Source organism: Lentzea sp. NPDC058450 (genome assembly GCF_042721395.1).
Classification (GTDB): domain Bacteria; phylum Actinomycetota; class Actinomycetes; order Mycobacteriales; family Pseudonocardiaceae; genus Lentzea.
Map to the genome: position 1 here is coordinate 41,746 of NZ_JBHXLO010000038.1, position 14,040 is coordinate 55,785.

Here is a 14,040-nt window from a genome sequence, read left to right on the forward strand (position 1 = left end):
GGGTGCGAGGTGCTACCTTCGCGGATCGGCCGGGCGCTTTTCAGCCCGGCTTTTACAGGCCGATGAGCGCCTCGCAAGGGCCCCGAAGTCAAGCCCCAATCTCTATCGACGCGAAGCGGCGATGACTCGACCACGCTCGTCTGCGGTTGTCTTTGCACCCCAACGCAACCACCGCACTGGCGACCCGATCACAACACCAAAGGGCCGCCCCTCCAAAGTGGAGAGACGGCCCTCTGAACGGCTAAACCAGACTCAGTTGCCGGCCAGCTTCTTGGCGTTGGCCTCGACGTCGTCCAACCCGCCGCAGGAGAAGAACGCCTGCTCCGGGAAGTGGTCGAACTCGCCCTTGCAGACCCGGTCGAACGCCTCGACCGTGTCCTTGATCGGCACGAACGACCCGACCTGCCCGGTGAACTTCTCCGCGACGAAGAAGTTCTGGCCGAGGAAGCGCTCGAGACGACGCGCGCGACCGACGAGGACCTTGTCCTCCTCGGAGAGCTCGTCCATACCGAGGATGGCGATGATGTCCTGCAGCTCCTTGTACTTCTGCAGGATTCGCTTCACCTCCTGGGCGACCCGGTAGTGCTCCTCGCCGACGATCGACGGCTCGAGGATTCGAGACGACGACGACAGCGGGTCGACGGCCGGGTAGATGCCCTTCTGGGAGATCGGACGGGAGAGCTCCGTCGTCGCGTCCAGGTGGGCGAAGGTGGTCGCCGGGGCGGGGTCGGTGTAGTCGTCGGCAGGGACGTAAATCGCCTGCAGCGAGGTGATCGACTTACCGCGCGTCGAGGTGATGCGCTCCTGGAGCTCACCCATCTCGTCGGCCAGCGTCGGCTGGTAACCCACGGCGGAAGGCATGCGGCCCAGCAGGGTCGACACCTCGGAACCGGCCTGGGTGAAGCGGAAGATGTTGTCGATGAAGAGCAGCACGTCCTGGTTCTGCACGTCGCGGAAGTACTCCGCCATCGTGAGAGCGGACAGCGCGACGCGCATACGCGTGCCGGGCGGCTCGTCCATCTGACCGAAGACGAGGGCGGTGTCCTGGAGGACCTCCATCTCCTCCATCTCCAGGAGGAGGTCGGTGCCCTCACGGGTGCGCTCACCGACGCCGGCGAAGACCGAGGTGCCGGAGAACTCACGCGCGATACGCGTGATCATCTCCTGGATCAGCACGGTCTTGCCGACACCCGCGCCGCCGAACAGGCCGATCTTGCCGCCCTTGACGTACGGGGTGAGGAGGTCGATGACCTTGACGCCCGTTTCCAGGATCTCGGTCTTGCCCTCGAGCTGGTCGAACGACGGCGCCTTGCGGTGGATGCCCCACTGCTCGCCGTCGCGGCCGAGGCCGGGCTGGTCGAGGCAGTCGCCGAGGGCGTTGAACACGTGGCCCTTGACGATGTCGCCGACGGGCACCGAGATCGCGGCGCCGGTGTCGGTGACGACAGCACCGCGGACCAGGCCGTCGGTCGGCTGCATCGAGATGGTGCGGACGAGGTTGTCGCCGAGGTGCTGCGCGACCTCGAGGGTCAGCGTCTTGGCGACGGCCTCGAACGTGATCTCCACGTTCAGGGCGTTGAACAGCTCGGGCACGGCGTCGCGCGGGAACTCCACGTCGACGACCGCACCGATCACCCGGACCACACGGCCGGTGCGGGTGGTGGTGGCAGTAGCACTCATGTCACTCATCACTTCCTGCGCCACCGGTAAGCGCGGCAGCGCCACCGACGATCTCGCTGATCTCCTGGGTGATCTGGGCCTGACGGGCCGAGTTCGCCGCCCGGCTGAGGTTCCGGACCAGCTCCGTCGCGTTGTCCGTCGCGGCCTTCATGGCCGTACGACGGGCAGCCGACTCCGAAGCCGCCGCCTCCAGCATGGCGGAGAACAGGCGAGTCTTCACGTACTTGGGCAGCATCGCACCGAGCAGCGCCTCGGCGCTGGGCTCGAAGTCGTACACCGCGCGCGGACCCTTGGGGGTCTCACCGGTGTACTCGACCTCCATCGGAGCGATCCGGCGGGCGGCCGGCGTCTGGACCAGCATGGACTTGAACTCGGTGTACACGATGTGGATCTCGTCCACACCCTGCGCGCCGTTCTCCGTGCCCTCCTGGAACGCCTCCACCAGCGCGTCACCGGCCTCGACGGCGTTGACGTAGTGCGGGGTCTGCGAGAACCCGCTCCACGAACCGGTGACCTCGCGGCGACGGAACTGGTAGTAGCCCTGGCCCTTGCGGCCGGTCACGTACAGCACCGGCTCCTTGCCCTCGGACCGGAGCAGCTGCAGCAGCTGCTCCGCGGCCTTGAGCACGTTGGCGTTGTAGCCACCGCACATGCCCTTGTCACTGGTCACGACCAGGACAGCGGCGCGCTTCGGGTTCGCGCGCTCGGTGAGCAGCGGGTGGTCGAGGTTCGCCGAGGCCTCGGCCAACGCGGAGAGCACGTTAGTGATCTCGTCCGCGTACGGCCGGGAGGCCGCGACCCTGGTCTGCGCCTTCGCGAGGCGAGACGTCGCGATGAGCTCGTAGGCCTTCGTGATCTTCTTGGTCGAGTTGACCGTTCGGATCCGCTGGCGGAGCTCCCGAATCTGTGCGCCCATGGCTCAGATCACTTCTTGGTCGGCTCGGGCTTGTTGACCTTCACCGACTCCTGGCCGACCTTGTCGGCGTCGAACGCCTTCGCGGGGGCCTCGTTGACGATGGTCGAGCCGTCGGAAGCGGTGAACTGCTTCTTGAACTCCTTGACCGCGTCGACAACGCGCTTCTGGGCGTCGTCACCGAACTGCTTGGTCTCGACGATCGAGCCCAGGAGGTCGGCGTGGTTGCGGCGCAGCGAGTCCTTGAAGTCGGCCACGAAGCGACGGATGTCGGCGACGGGGACGTCGTCCAGGTGGCCCTTGGTCGCGGCGAAGATCTCGACGACCTGCTCCTCGACGGGGACCGGCGAGTACTGGCCCTGCTTGAGCAGCTCGACCAGACGGGCACCGCGGTCCAGCTGGGCGCGCGACGCGGCGTCGAGGTCGGACGCGAACGCGGAGAAGGCCTCCAGCTCGCGGAACTGCGACAGGTCGAGACGCAGCGAGCCCGCGACCGACTTCATCGCCTTGATCTGCGCGGCACCACCGACGCGGGAGACCGAGATACCCACGTTGACGGCCGGGCGGACACCGGCGTTGAACAGGTCGGACTCGAGGAAGCACTGACCGTCGGTGATCGAGATGACGTTGGTCGGGATGTACGCCGACACGTCGTTCGCCTTGGTCTCGATGATCGGGAGACCCGTCATCGAACCGCCGCCGAGCTCGTCCGACAGCTTCGCGCAACGCTCGAGGAGACGCGAGTGCAAGTAGAAGACGTCGCCGGGGTAGGCCTCGCGGCCCGGCGGGCGACGCAGCAGCAGCGAGATGGCGCGGTACGCCTCGGCCTGCTTGGTCAGGTCGTCGAAGATGATGAGGACGTGCTTGCCCTCGAACATCCAGTGCTGGCCGATGGCGGAGCCGGTGTACGGCGCCAGCCACTTGAAGCCGGCGGAGTCAGAGGCCGGGGCGGCGATGATCGTGGTGTACTCGAGCGCGCCCGCCTCCTCCAGCGCGGTCTTGACGCCCGCGATGGTGGAGCCCTTCTGGCCGATGGCGACGTACACGCAGCGGACCTGCTGCTTGGGGTCGCCCGACTCCCAGGCCTTCTTCTGGTTGATGATCGTGTCGATGCAGACCGCGGTCTTGCCGGTCTTGCGGTCACCGATGATCAGCTGGCGCTGGCCGCGGCCGATCGGCGTCATGGCGTCGATGGCCTTGATGCCGGTCTGCATCGGCTCGGACACCGGCTGGCGCTGCAGCACGGTGGCGGCCTGCAGCTCCAGGGCGCGGTTGTCGTCGGCGACGATGTCACCGAGGCCGTCGATCGGCTGGCCCAGCGGGTTGACGACGCGGCCGAGGAAGCCGTCGCCGACCGGAACCGAGAGGACCTTGCCGGTCCGGCGGACTTCCTGGCCCTCTTCGATCTTGTCGAAGTCACCGAGGATGACCGCACCGATGTTGCGGACCTCGAGGTTCAGGGCGACGCCGAGGACGCCGCCGGGGAACTCGAGCAGCTCGTTGGTCATCGTGCCCGGAAGGCCTTCGACGATGGCGATGCCGTCGTAGGTCTCGGAGACGGTACCGACCTCTTCCCGGCTGACCTCCGGGGAGTAGCTCGAGACGTACTTCTCGATCGCACTGCGGATCTCGTCCGACGAGATCGTCAGCTCCGCCATGTCGTTCCTGCTCTCACTTCTTCGTTCTTGGGAAAGGGCTCGGGGGCTAGCTGGCGAGATTGCGGCGCAGTGCCGCCAACCGGCCGGCGATGCTTCCGTCGATGATCTCGTCGCCGATCTTGATCGAGAGGCCGCCGCCCAGCGAGGGGTCGACCTCCACGTGCAGCGCGATCGGGCGCGAGTAGATCGTGGTCAGCGTCGCGGTCAAGCGGTCGACCTGCTCGGCCGTCAGCTCCACAGCGGACTTCACGTGCGCGACGGAACGCTGACGGCGCTTGGCCGCCAGGTCGGCGAGCTCGGAGAGCCCGTCCGCCACGCGCACTCCGCGCGGGTTGCTGACCAGCTGGTCCACCAGGGTCTTGGTGACCGGGCTGACCTTCCCCTGGATCAGGGAGTCGACCAGGGCGACCTTGCCGGCGGTGTCGCCGGCGGGGTCCGCCAGCAGCAGTTCGAGCTCGTGCGAGCCGGCAACGATGCGGCCGAGCCGGAACAGCTCGTCCTCGGTCGAGTCCAGCTGACCGTCGCGCTCCGCGCGCACCAGCAGCGTGGTGCGGGCGAGCGACTCGACACCGTCGACGAGCTCGCGCGGGCTGGACCAGCGCGCGGTCACGACGGCTGCCAGGATCTGCAGGGTCGCATCGCTCACCTTGCCCGCGAACAGGCCGCGAGCCAGCTGCTCACGACCGGCGGCCTCGGACGAGGCGTCGGCGAGCGCGCCGCGCAGCGTCCGCTGCTCGATCAGCAGGCCGAGCACGGCGAAGAGCTCCTCGCCGAGCTTGGCGAGGTCGTCCGTCGACGTGGTGGCGTCGGCCAGCTCCAGCAGCCGCAGTTCCGCGGCTGCCAGAGCTTCACGACTTGCGGCATGCAACGTCATCGGCAGCCTCTACTTGCTCGCCGGCGCCGCGACGGCGTCCAGCTCGTTGAGGAAGCGGTCGACGGTGCCACGGCGGCGGGAGTCGTCCTCGAGGGACTCGCCCACGACCTTGCTCGCCAGTTCGACGGCGGTGCGGCCGAGGTCGGCACGCAGCTCCGCGACGATCTGGGCGCGCTGAGCGTCCAGCTGGTGCTGGCCCTGCGCGACGATGCGCGCGGACTCGGCCTGCGCCTGCTCACGCAGCTCCTCGACGATCTGCAGGCCCTCGGCCCGAGCGTCGTCGCGGATGCGCGCGGCCTCGGCGCGAGCCTCGGCCAGCTGCTCCTTGTACTGCTCGAGAGCGCGCTGAGCTTCGGCCTGAGCCTGCTCCGCCTTCTCGATGCCACCTTCGATCTTGGCCGTCCGCTCCTCGTACAGCGCCTCGAAGCGCGGCGAGACGAACTTCTTGACGACGAAGAGGAGGAGCAGGAAGGCGACGAGCCCGAGGATGATCTCCGCGGTGTGCGGAACGACCGGGTTGACCTTCGCAGGGTCCTCCGCGGCCAAGATCAAAGCGTGGAACACGACGTCTCCTAACGCGTTGAAGGGTTAGGTCAGGCGCCAGTCGCGGCGGTCGCGATGAAGTACACGACGAAGCCGATCAGCGCGAGGACCTCGACGATGGCGAAGGTGGTCCACGCGAGGCCGAGCAGCACGCCGCGGGCCTCAGGCTGGCGGGCGGTGCCGCTGATGACCGAGGAGAAGATCAGACCGACACCGATGCCGGGGCCGATCGCGGCGAGGCCGTAGCCGATCGCAGCAAGACCCGGGTTGATGTCGCCGGCCTGGGCAAGAACGACGGAAGCGCTCACTGTTGCTGTTCCCTTTCACTTCGGTCCGCCGGGAGTTGGCGGATCGGAGGCTTTGTGTTTCTCAGTGCTCTTCTGCCAGCGCCATGCCGATGTAGCTGGCAGACAACAGCGCGAAGATGTAGGCCTGGAGGCACATGATCAGCGCTTCCAGGAAGGTCAGCGCGATGGCGAAGGCGAAGGACACCGGCGCCACGATGACGGTCAGTCCACCGTTCAGCAGCAAGAACTCACCGGCCAGGGTGAACACCAGCAGCAGGAGGTGCCCCGCGAACATGGCAGCGAAAACTCGGATCGCCAGCGTGAGCGGGTTCAGGATGAACTTCTGGAAGAACTCGATCGGGATCAGCAACGGGAGCACGAACCACGGTGCGCCCGGCGGAACCGTCTGGTGCTTCAAGTAGCCCATGAAGCCGTGCCGCTTGAACCCGACGAAGTGGTACACCGGGTAAACGACGAGCAGCGAAACGGCGAGCGGGAAGCCGATGTGCGACATCGTCGGGAACTGCACGATCGGGATGAGCCCGAACAGGTTGTTCACCAGGATGAAGCAGAAGATGGTGAGGATCAGCGGGACGAACGGCTTGTAGTCCTTCGCGCCGATCTGCTCCCGGGCGATGTTGTTGCGCCCGAAGTCGTAAAGCGACTCGGCGGCGAACTGGAACTTGCCGGGAACGACCTTGAGGTTGCGGGTCGCCGCAATGAAGAAGACGGCGATGATCACGATCGACAGCACCAGCAGGACCATCGGCTTCGTGACCGAGCCGAAGATCGGCGGGAGGAAGAAGTCCTTCACACCGGGAGCGACGAACTCACTCCCCGAAGCCAGCAACTTGGTCACTGTGTTCCTTCCGGTTCTCCCGGCCGGCGTTCACTCCGCCGGGGGAATCGTCACGATCTGGACTTAACGTACCTTACGGTTCGCAAGCGACTACCAGAGGCACCCCTTCTATCGGGTGTCCCTGGTCACGCGGACCATATCAGCAGGTCTAGGCGCCTTCGGAGGCGGGGACCACCATCTGACTACGGCTCCGCTTGGAGGCTCTGGCCTCCAGGAACGACGTCACGAGCACCGTCGCCACCAGGGTGATTCCGAGTGCCTTGGGTTCGAGCCACGGCTGGTTGCGCAGCAAGATCACCGCGAGCAGCAGGATGATCAACTTGCCCATGAATCCGCCGAGTGCGGCGACCATCACGAACATGGGATCGAGTGCGGCGGTCTTACGCATCAACAACAGCGTCAGAAGACTCGAACCGATGGCGATCGCACCACCGATCAATGACCCGAAGAGACCAGCGGTCCCCCAGATCACAGTTGACACGACGACGCCGAGGACAAACGTGCCGAGCGCGGCCCACGCGGCCTCGCGGAACATTTCCCCGGCGAGTCGCTGGACGGTCAGCTCGTGCGTGACGGCCTTGTCCGCGTCGCTCATGTCCCGAAGTGTAGGAACTCCGATATGAGACGTTGCGGGCAGCCCCTGATTAACGCCGGTTAAGCGGCCCCAAACAAGATGGAGCGCCCATTTCCCGGCCGCACAAGATCTGCTCGTGGAGCTCCCCCAGCCGTCGCCCGGGCCGAACTCCCAGCTCGTCGGCGAACATCCGGTGAACAACCCGGTAGATCTCCAGGGCGTCCGCCGAGCGCCCGCCGCGGTGCAGAGCCAGCATCAGGAACTCCGCGAACCGTTCGCGCAGCGGGTACTGCCTCGTCAACGCCCGGAGTTCGGGCACCAGCTCGCGGTGCGCGCCCAGTCCGATCTCCAGCTCGATCCTGCGCTCGACGGCGACGAGTCGTTCTTCGTCCAAGCGGTCGGCCTCGAACCGCATGGCCTCCGACGTCATGTCGGCGAGCGCCTGGCCGCGCCACAACGCCAGCGCCTCGCGCAGGTCGCCGAGCTCGGTGCGGGCATCGGTGTCGTGGCGCGCGACCAGGCCGCGGAACCTGTGCAGGTCCACCTGCTCGGCGTCCACCTCGAGGCGGTAGCCCGTGGTGCTGCGCACGACCGCCGGGCCATGGGCGCCAAGCGCGTTCCTGAGCCGTGCGACGTAGACCTGAAGTGTGGAGCCGGCCCGCACCGGCGGCTCGTCCCACACGTGGTCCACGAGGTCGTTCTGCGACACCGGCTTTCCCGCGTGCAGCAGAAGTGCGGCGAGCAGGCAACGCAGCTTGGCGGCCTTGAGCGAGATGGCGCCGTCGTTGATCGACAGTTCTCCGAGCAGACCGAACCTGCAGCTCTCCATGGTTGTCATTCCCCCCAGGCAGTCCAACCAGGACGGACGCTACTCCATTCGCCTACACCTCATGTAGGTGAATTGGCGCAACGCATCGTTAGCGTCGATCCCGTTGGCAACCACTCTTTGGGGGATCCGATGAGCAAAGTTCGAACGGCCGCGATCGCACTGACCGCCGCCACGGCAGCACTTCTCATGACGACGCCTGCGCATGCGGACGAGAGCGGCGTGAACGGCAGCATCTCGGTGAGGGTGGTGGGCAACGGTGGCCACGTGCACCAGGTGCAGGGCAAGGTCACGTCGATCGGCCCGTACCTGGCGTTCGACGGCTTCTTCCGGTTGTTCGGCCCGGACTACAACGTGACCTCGGAGACGCGCAGGTGGGGCCAGGGCAGCGTCTACTACCACACCGTCGACCGCAGTTACGCCGACGGACAGAAGCACTGCGCAGAGGGCTGGATGAAGAAGGACGACGGCACGTTCGAGCTGATCGGGCGCCCCTGCGTGGAGAACCCGGTCTGAGGTCTCGTCAGGACTTTCGGGCGTCCCGCAGCCTGGGAATCACCGAGACCACGAACGTCACGATGAGGCCGATGACGAAGCACGTGGCGACGATGATCGGGTCGAACAGCGTGAGCGCGACGGCGCCGAACGCGAGGACGCCCGCCCACAAGTAGATGAGCAGCACGGCACGGCGTTGCGAGTGCCCGATCTCCAGCAACCGGTGGTGCAGGTGCATCTTGTCCGGGGAGAACGGGCTCTCGCCGCGCCTGGTGCGGCGGATGATGGCCATCAGCAGGTCGAGCAGCGGCACGAACAGCACGGCGGCGACCACGATCAGCGGCGAGAGCAGACCGAGCAGGTCGGCGGCGCTGCCGGTGGCCTGGTTGATCTTGCCGGACGCGCTGGTGGTGGCGGCGGCGAGCATGAGGCCGATGAGCATGGAGCCCGAGTCGCCCATGAAGATGCGCGCCGGGTTGAAGTTGTGCGGCAGGAAGCCGAGGCAGGCGCCCGCGAGCACGGCGGCGATCAGCGCGGGCGGGTAGGCCTCGACGGCGCCCTGACGTTCGACGAGCAGGCCGATCGAGAAGACGGCCGTCGCGGCGGCGGCGATGAGGCCGATGCCGGCGGCGAGCCCGTCGAGGCCGTCGACGAAGTTCATCGCGTTGATCATGGTGACCGCGAGCAGCACGGTCAGCAGCGCGCCCTGGTTCTGGTCGAGCGAGATGGTCGCGCCGCCGTCCCACGGCACCCACGCGATCATCCACTGCAGGCCGAACAGCACGAGGATGCCCGCGGCCGTGACCTGGCCGGCGAGCTTGGTGAGCGAGTCGAGCTCGAACCTGTCGTCGATCGCGCCCACGAGCACGATGACGCCGCCCGCGACGATGACACCCCACGGGTCGTTGGAGAAGTCGAACGCCGCCCGCAGCACCGGCAACTGGTGTGCCACGAACATGCCGCACAGCACGCCGCCGTAGATGGCGACACCACCCATGCGCGGCATGGGCTGCACGTGCACGTCCCGTTGCCGCGGGTAGGCCACCGCCCCGAGCCGGAACGCCAGGGCGCGCACCAGACCCACGAGCAGGAACGTCACGACGGCAGCGATCAACGCGACGAGCAGGTACTCGCGCACGGGGAGGACGAACGAGGATGCGGGCCCCACGGGCCTACCAATCAATCGGGAATGTTCGGGGTGGCCGCCACGGTACCCGCGGCGACCATGATCAATTCTGGCAGCCGCCCGCTACCGCGCGATCTCGACCTCGACGCCGAGCACCTCGTCGACCTGTGCCTTGCTCACGGCGCCCTCGCGCAGGATCAGCGCGTCCGGCCCGGTGAGGTCGACGATGGTCGAGGCGATGTTCTCGCCGCTGAGGCCACCGTCGAGGTACACGGGAACGGCGTCGCCGAGCTGGTCACGTGCCTCCTGCGCACTGGACGCGGGCGCGTGCCCGGTCCGGTTCGCGCTGGACACGGCCATCGGACCGACGTCGCGCAGGAGTTCCAACGCCACCGGGTGCAACGGCATGCGCAACATGACCGTGCCGCGCGTCTGCCCCAGATCCCACGCCAGGCTCGGCGCGTGCGGCAGCACGATGCTCAACCCACCGGGCCAGAACGCCTCGATGAGAGCCCGCGCCTGCCGGGGCACGCTCAGCACCAGCCCGTCGATCGTGGTCCAGGACCCGACCAGCACGGGCACGGGCATGTCGGGCCCGCGTCCCTTGGCGTCGAGAAGACTCCGGACGGCTTCCGCGTCGAACGCGTCGCAGCCGATCCCGTAGACGGTGTCGGTGGGCAGGACGACGAGGCGTCCGCTCCGCACCGCACCAGCGGCGGCGGCGAGTCCCGCCGCGCGGTTGCCCGGTTCGCTGCAGTCGTAGACCGTGCTCACCTCGGTGAGCCTAGCCAGCCACCCCGACCGGGTGACGCAAGGCCCGCCCTAACCGCGCCTGCGCTGCCCGACCTGTGCCTCGATTCTCACTTTGCGCAGTTGGGGCCTGCCTGACCAGGCAAGGTTCCGGCCCGAACGTTGTAAGTAGTTCAACGCATCCCCCAAACGGGCGCACAACTGTAAGGTCATGGGTCGACCACAGAGCGCAATGGGGGAGGGTCGAGCTTCTGTGTCTGAAGAAGTGGTGACGAGCGGCAAAGTAGGCGGTTTCGCGGCGGGGACGTGGGACGGCATCTTCGGCACCGGCGTGAGCGCCATTATGGACGCCGGCAGGGCGGTGGCGGCAGCGGTGGAGACCCAGCAGCTGTCGGTTGACCCCAACCTGGTCGACGCCATGATCAAGAAGCTGAACGAGATGAAGGACGCCATCGACGAGGTCTCGCAGAGGGGTGCGGATCTCAGCGCGGACACCAAGCTCGGCGGTGGCTACGCCGAGGCGATCAGCCAGAACAACAGGACTTTCGGCCAAGGCGCCCAGACGACGCTCATCGACCTCGGCAAGGCGATCGACGCGCTCAAGGTTCAGATTGAGAAGAGTCGCGCCTCGTACAAGAACGTCGACCAGGCGGGCGTCGACTCAATGAAGAAAATCGACGGGAAGTCATGAAGCGCATCCTCATCGCCACGACGATCGGCCTCGCTGTCCTCACGGCGGGATGTACGGGCACCACGGGCAACGCGAACCCGACGACGACGAGCGGAGGCGCAACCCCGACCAGCGGATCCGGCACCGCGTCAGGCCTCGAGTCGGTCAAGCCGTGCGACCTGCTCACCGAAGCCGAGGTCACGAGCCTGGGCCTCACCTATCCCGGCAAGGCCGCGCAGGTCGGCACCTCGGATGGTTGTGGCTGGAACGTGAGCGGCAACGGAGGCCTCCGTGCGGGCATCCGCACGAGTTCAGGTGTCAAGGACCTGAACCTGCAGGGCGACAAGATCTCTCAGATCAAGGTCGGCAAGTACGACGCCACGAAGGTTGAAGCGCAGGACAACGCCAAACACCTCTGCACGATCGCGATCTCGGTCAGCGAGTCGTCGTCGGTGACCGTGATCGGAAATCTGACCGTCACGTCTGAGGACACCGCCGCGGCCTGCGAGCGCGCCACCAAGGGCGCCGAGCTCATCGCATCGAAGTTGCCGTAACGCCACCTGAGGGGGAAATCCGATGGCGCCCGTCAAGCCCGCCGTTCCGCACCCGAACGCGAACTACCCAGGCCAGCCGCACGAAGAGATGAAGAAGCTGGTCACCGACAAGTACAGCCCCGACGCGGCGAACCAGGTGATCGACGCCTGGGGTGAGATCGGCGGCCGGTTCAAGGAGCTGGCGACCGACTTCACCATCCTCGTCAACGGCTCGCAGTCGGCGTGGACCGGCAGGGCCGCCGAGGGGGTGCGGGCCGCGCTGGGCAAGGTCGGGACGTTCGCGGACACCACGGGCGACGGGTTCGTGCGCACGTCCACCGCCATCGCGCAGCAGCGGGACGCGGCGGTGCAGGCGAACAAGGCCATGCCCGAGCCGGTCAAGTTCGACCCGCTGTCGATCGCCGGCGACTGGCTCACGAACAAGGGCGGGTTCATCAGCCCGGTCATGATGGTGGGCGCGCCCGTCGAGATGATCTCGACGTACAACAAGCAGCAGGGCGCCAAAGAAGAGGCCGTGCAGGTCATGCAGACGCGTGACAACACGATGATGTCGGCCGCGATGTCCATGCCCACCATGGACTCCCTGCCTCAGGTGACGCAGGACCAGGGCGTCACGCAGACCAGCAGTTCGACGAGCACGAGCAGCCTCAGCAGCACCAGCAACGGCTGGCGGCCGCCGTCCAGCACGGGCATGCCGGGCATCCCGAACCAGAGCAGCGGCAACAACACGACCAACCCCGCGTGGGTCGCGCCGGGCCTCAAGGATCCGGGTCTCAACAACCCCAGCAACCCGAACAACCCGCCCGGCGGAAACCGGCCTCCCGTCGGACCGCCGATCGGACCGCCCGGAGCGTTCCCTCCCGGCATGCGGCCGCCTGGAGGCGGCCAGAACGGCAGGCCCGGCGGTGGCGGTCCCGGCATGGGACGTGGTGGGCCAGGTGGCGGCGGTGCCGGTGGGCGCGGCATGGGTCCTGGCGGCATGGCGGGTGTGGGCGGCAGCGGGCGCGGTATGGGCAGCTTCGGGCCCGCGACTCCTGGCGGTAGCGCCGGTGTCGCAGGCGGCGCGGCCGGTCTCGCTGGAGCCGGCGCGGGTGCGGCTGGTGCAGGGCGAGGTGGTGCTGCTGGTGCCGGCGGGATGGGGGCCGGTGGCGGCGCTGGGGGCGGCAAGGGGGGCGAGGAGGACAAGGAGCACAAGTCCAACTACCTCGTGCCCACTGACGAGTTCTTCGACGACGACCGGATGGTCGCGCCGCCGGTGATCGGCGGATGAAGCGGATCGCCCAGCTCTCGTTGCCCGCGTTCGAGGTTCTCTGGGAAGGGTTGCGGGTCGGGGGGATTCCGTATCCGTTCGACATCGGGCAGCACGGGGAGACGCTGGACGAGCGCGCTCGGGTCAAGGCCGAGGTGTTCGCGGATCTCGAGCGGCGGAACCTCGCGCGGCGGGGCAGGCCCGAGCCGGATCTGGAGGACGCGCTGACCCTGTTGGCGCGTCCCGAGCTTCGCGTCATCGCCTTCGCCATTCCGGACATGAGTCAGGAACGGCTGGTGCGGGCGACCGTGGTGGCGCGGGGCGGGTACGCGGTGCTCGTGACGCAGGAGGACGCGAGCGTCACGGTGAACCTGGTGCAGGCCAACGAGATCGCCACGAGCATCGCCAACGCCATGCCGCCGGGACGGCCCGGGCCGGGCAAGCCGGTGACGGTGCCTGCTCAGGCGTTCGAAGCGCCGCAACAGCAGCAGGAAGGGTTCCGGCAGGCGGTCAGGTCCACCGAGAACGAGGACGTGCGGCTCGCCAAGCAGATGCTGACCGGGCCCGCCATCGGCAACGGGCACTTCCTCGTGCAGATGAACCAAGGACGGGCGAAGCGGGACTTCCCGCCTGTCACGTGGATCGACACCAAGGCGGGCCGGTACGCCAACGTGCCCGCGCGGGCCGGCTGGTTCACGATCGGGCCCGCCGACAACACCGGACTGGCGCGGCACCTCGGTCAGGTGCTGGCGATGACCAGCGAGCGGTAAGGCGCACACGCGGTCACGCGCGAGGCGGCGGATCCTCATAGCGCGTGACCGCGTGCCCTCCCCGCGGAGAACATACGTCCGTTCGGCCTCACGGCGAACAAACGTCGCGTTATTGGCCAGGTTTTGGCCACCCACGCACGTCTGCGCAGGCAACCGATCATCGGGCGCGTCCGAGAAGCGCGTCGGTTGCCCTCTTTCGGCGCATTGACAAT

At 67.5% G+C, this 14,040-nt stretch carries 16 protein-coding genes; 5 read left to right on the forward strand and 11 right to left on the reverse strand.

Annotation, left to right across the window (positions count from 1 at the left end; translation table 11 throughout):
- Positions 1-252 precede the first annotated feature (252 nt).
- From atpD to ACFWNN_RS39180, 9 genes are all read right to left on the reverse strand, one after another.
- A complete protein-coding gene (gene atpD, locus ACFWNN_RS39140; RefSeq protein WP_382445025.1) occupies positions 253-1,689 on the reverse strand; it encodes a F0F1 ATP synthase subunit beta in 1,437 nt (478 codons plus the stop codon).
- The gene (locus tag ACFWNN_RS39145; RefSeq protein ID WP_382445026.1) at positions 1,682-2,596 is read right to left on the reverse strand and encodes a F0F1 ATP synthase subunit gamma; all 915 of its coding nucleotides are present in this window, start codon (positions 2,594-2,596) and stop codon (positions 1,682-1,684) included. The genes atpD and ACFWNN_RS39145 overlap by 8 nt, the downstream gene beginning before the upstream one ends.
- A gap of 8 nt (positions 2,597-2,604) precedes the next feature.
- Positions 2,605-4,251 carry a F0F1 ATP synthase subunit alpha gene (gene atpA, locus ACFWNN_RS39150; RefSeq protein WP_382445027.1) on the reverse strand — a complete coding sequence of 549 codons (1,647 nt, stop codon included), beginning with the start codon at positions 4,249-4,251 and terminating at the stop codon, positions 2,605-2,607.
- A gap of 46 nt (positions 4,252-4,297) precedes the next feature.
- A complete protein-coding gene (locus ACFWNN_RS39155) occupies positions 4,298-5,131 on the reverse strand; it encodes a F0F1 ATP synthase subunit delta (RefSeq protein WP_382445069.1) in 834 nt (277 codons plus the stop codon).
- Positions 5,132-5,134: 3 nt separating this feature from the next.
- Entirely contained in the window at positions 5,135-5,677 is a 543-nt protein-coding gene (locus ACFWNN_RS39160; protein ID WP_382445070.1) for a F0F1 ATP synthase subunit B, read from the reverse strand.
- 41 nt (positions 5,678-5,718) lie between these two features.
- Positions 5,719-5,976, reverse strand: a complete 258-nt coding sequence (locus ACFWNN_RS39165; protein WP_319977816.1) for an ATP F0F1 synthase subunit C — start codon at positions 5,974-5,976, stop codon at positions 5,719-5,721.
- A 61-nt stretch (positions 5,977-6,037) separates the two neighbouring features.
- Positions 6,038-6,814, reverse strand: coding sequence for a F0F1 ATP synthase subunit A (gene atpB, locus ACFWNN_RS39170; protein WP_382445028.1), 777 nt, complete (start codon positions 6,812-6,814; stop codon positions 6,038-6,040).
- 148 nt (positions 6,815-6,962) lie between these two features.
- Positions 6,963-7,409 (reverse strand): hypothetical protein, encoded by a 447-nt coding sequence (locus ACFWNN_RS39175; RefSeq protein WP_382445029.1) that lies wholly within the window; start codon positions 7,407-7,409, stop codon positions 6,963-6,965.
- Between the two features lie 49 nt (positions 7,410-7,458).
- Positions 7,459-8,217, reverse strand: a complete 759-nt coding sequence (locus tag ACFWNN_RS39180; protein WP_382445030.1) for a BTAD domain-containing putative transcriptional regulator — start codon at positions 8,215-8,217, stop codon at positions 7,459-7,461.
- Between the two features lie 129 nt (positions 8,218-8,346).
- Here ACFWNN_RS39180 and ACFWNN_RS39185 point away from each other — a divergent pair, with 129 nt between their 5' ends.
- Positions 8,347-8,730 carry a hypothetical protein gene (locus tag ACFWNN_RS39185; protein WP_382445031.1) on the forward strand — a complete coding sequence of 128 codons (384 nt, stop codon included), beginning with the start codon at positions 8,347-8,349 and terminating at the stop codon, positions 8,728-8,730.
- Between the two features lie 7 nt (positions 8,731-8,737).
- Here ACFWNN_RS39185 and ACFWNN_RS39190 read toward each other — a convergent pair whose 3' ends face one another.
- On the reverse strand, positions 8,738-9,877 hold the full coding sequence (locus ACFWNN_RS39190) for a glycosyltransferase family 4 protein (RefSeq protein WP_382445032.1): 1,140 nt from the start codon (positions 9,875-9,877) through the stop codon (positions 8,738-8,740).
- 81 nt (positions 9,878-9,958) lie between these two features.
- Positions 9,959-10,609 (reverse strand): L-threonylcarbamoyladenylate synthase, encoded by a 651-nt coding sequence (locus ACFWNN_RS39195; protein ID WP_382445033.1) that lies wholly within the window; start codon positions 10,607-10,609, stop codon positions 9,959-9,961.
- A 229-nt stretch (positions 10,610-10,838) separates the two neighbouring features.
- On the opposite strand from ACFWNN_RS39195, the gene ACFWNN_RS39200 reads away from it, so the two are divergent.
- Genes ACFWNN_RS39200 through ACFWNN_RS39215 form a run of 4 tightly spaced genes read left to right on the forward strand, consistent with a single transcriptional unit; the run spans position 10,839 to position 13,828 of the window.
- On the forward strand, positions 10,839-11,276 hold the full coding sequence (locus ACFWNN_RS39200; protein WP_382445034.1) for a hypothetical protein: 438 nt from the start codon (positions 10,839-10,841) through the stop codon (positions 11,274-11,276).
- Positions 11,273-11,809, forward strand: a complete 537-nt coding sequence (locus tag ACFWNN_RS39205; protein WP_382445035.1) for a DUF3558 domain-containing protein — start codon at positions 11,273-11,275, stop codon at positions 11,807-11,809. Before ACFWNN_RS39200 ends, ACFWNN_RS39205 begins: the two co-directional genes overlap by 4 nt.
- 22 nt (positions 11,810-11,831) lie before the next feature.
- A complete protein-coding gene (locus ACFWNN_RS39210) occupies positions 11,832-13,079 on the forward strand; it encodes a hypothetical protein (protein WP_382445036.1) in 1,248 nt (415 codons plus the stop codon).
- Positions 13,076-13,828: an ESX secretion-associated protein EspG gene (locus tag ACFWNN_RS39215; RefSeq protein ID WP_382445037.1), complete on the forward strand. Its 753-nt coding sequence runs from the start codon at positions 13,076-13,078 to the stop codon at positions 13,826-13,828. The genes ACFWNN_RS39210 and ACFWNN_RS39215 overlap by 4 nt, the downstream gene beginning before the upstream one ends.
- Positions 13,829-14,040: the final 212 nt, after the last annotated feature.

Excerpts from the sequence above, each read along its gene's own strand:
- atpD (WP_382445025.1), bottom strand. The coding sequence starts at position 1,689 with ATGAGTGACATGAGTGCTACTGCCACCACCACCCGCACCGGCCGTGTG.
- ACFWNN_RS39145 (WP_382445026.1), bottom strand. The coding sequence starts at position 2,596 with ATGGGCGCACAGATTCGGGAGCTCCGCCAGCGGATCCGAACGGTCAAC.
- atpA (WP_382445027.1), bottom strand. The coding sequence starts at position 4,251 with ATGGCGGAGCTGACGATCTCGTCGGACGAGATCCGCAGTGCGATCGAG.
- ACFWNN_RS39175 (WP_382445029.1), bottom strand. The coding sequence starts at position 7,409 with ATGAGCGACGCGGACAAGGCCGTCACGCACGAGCTGACCGTCCAGCGA.
- ACFWNN_RS39180 (WP_382445030.1), bottom strand. The coding sequence starts at position 8,217 with ATGGAGAGCTGCAGGTTCGGTCTGCTCGGAGAACTGTCGATCAACGAC.
- ACFWNN_RS39185 (WP_382445031.1), top strand. The coding sequence starts at position 8,347 with ATGAGCAAAGTTCGAACGGCCGCGATCGCACTGACCGCCGCCACGGCA.
- ACFWNN_RS39205 (WP_382445035.1), top strand. The coding sequence starts at position 11,273 with ATGAAGCGCATCCTCATCGCCACGACGATCGGCCTCGCTGTCCTCACG.
- ACFWNN_RS39210 (WP_382445036.1), top strand. The coding sequence starts at position 11,832 with ATGGCGCCCGTCAAGCCCGCCGTTCCGCACCCGAACGCGAACTACCCA.
- ACFWNN_RS39215 (WP_382445037.1), top strand. The coding sequence starts at position 13,076 with ATGAAGCGGATCGCCCAGCTCTCGTTGCCCGCGTTCGAGGTTCTCTGG.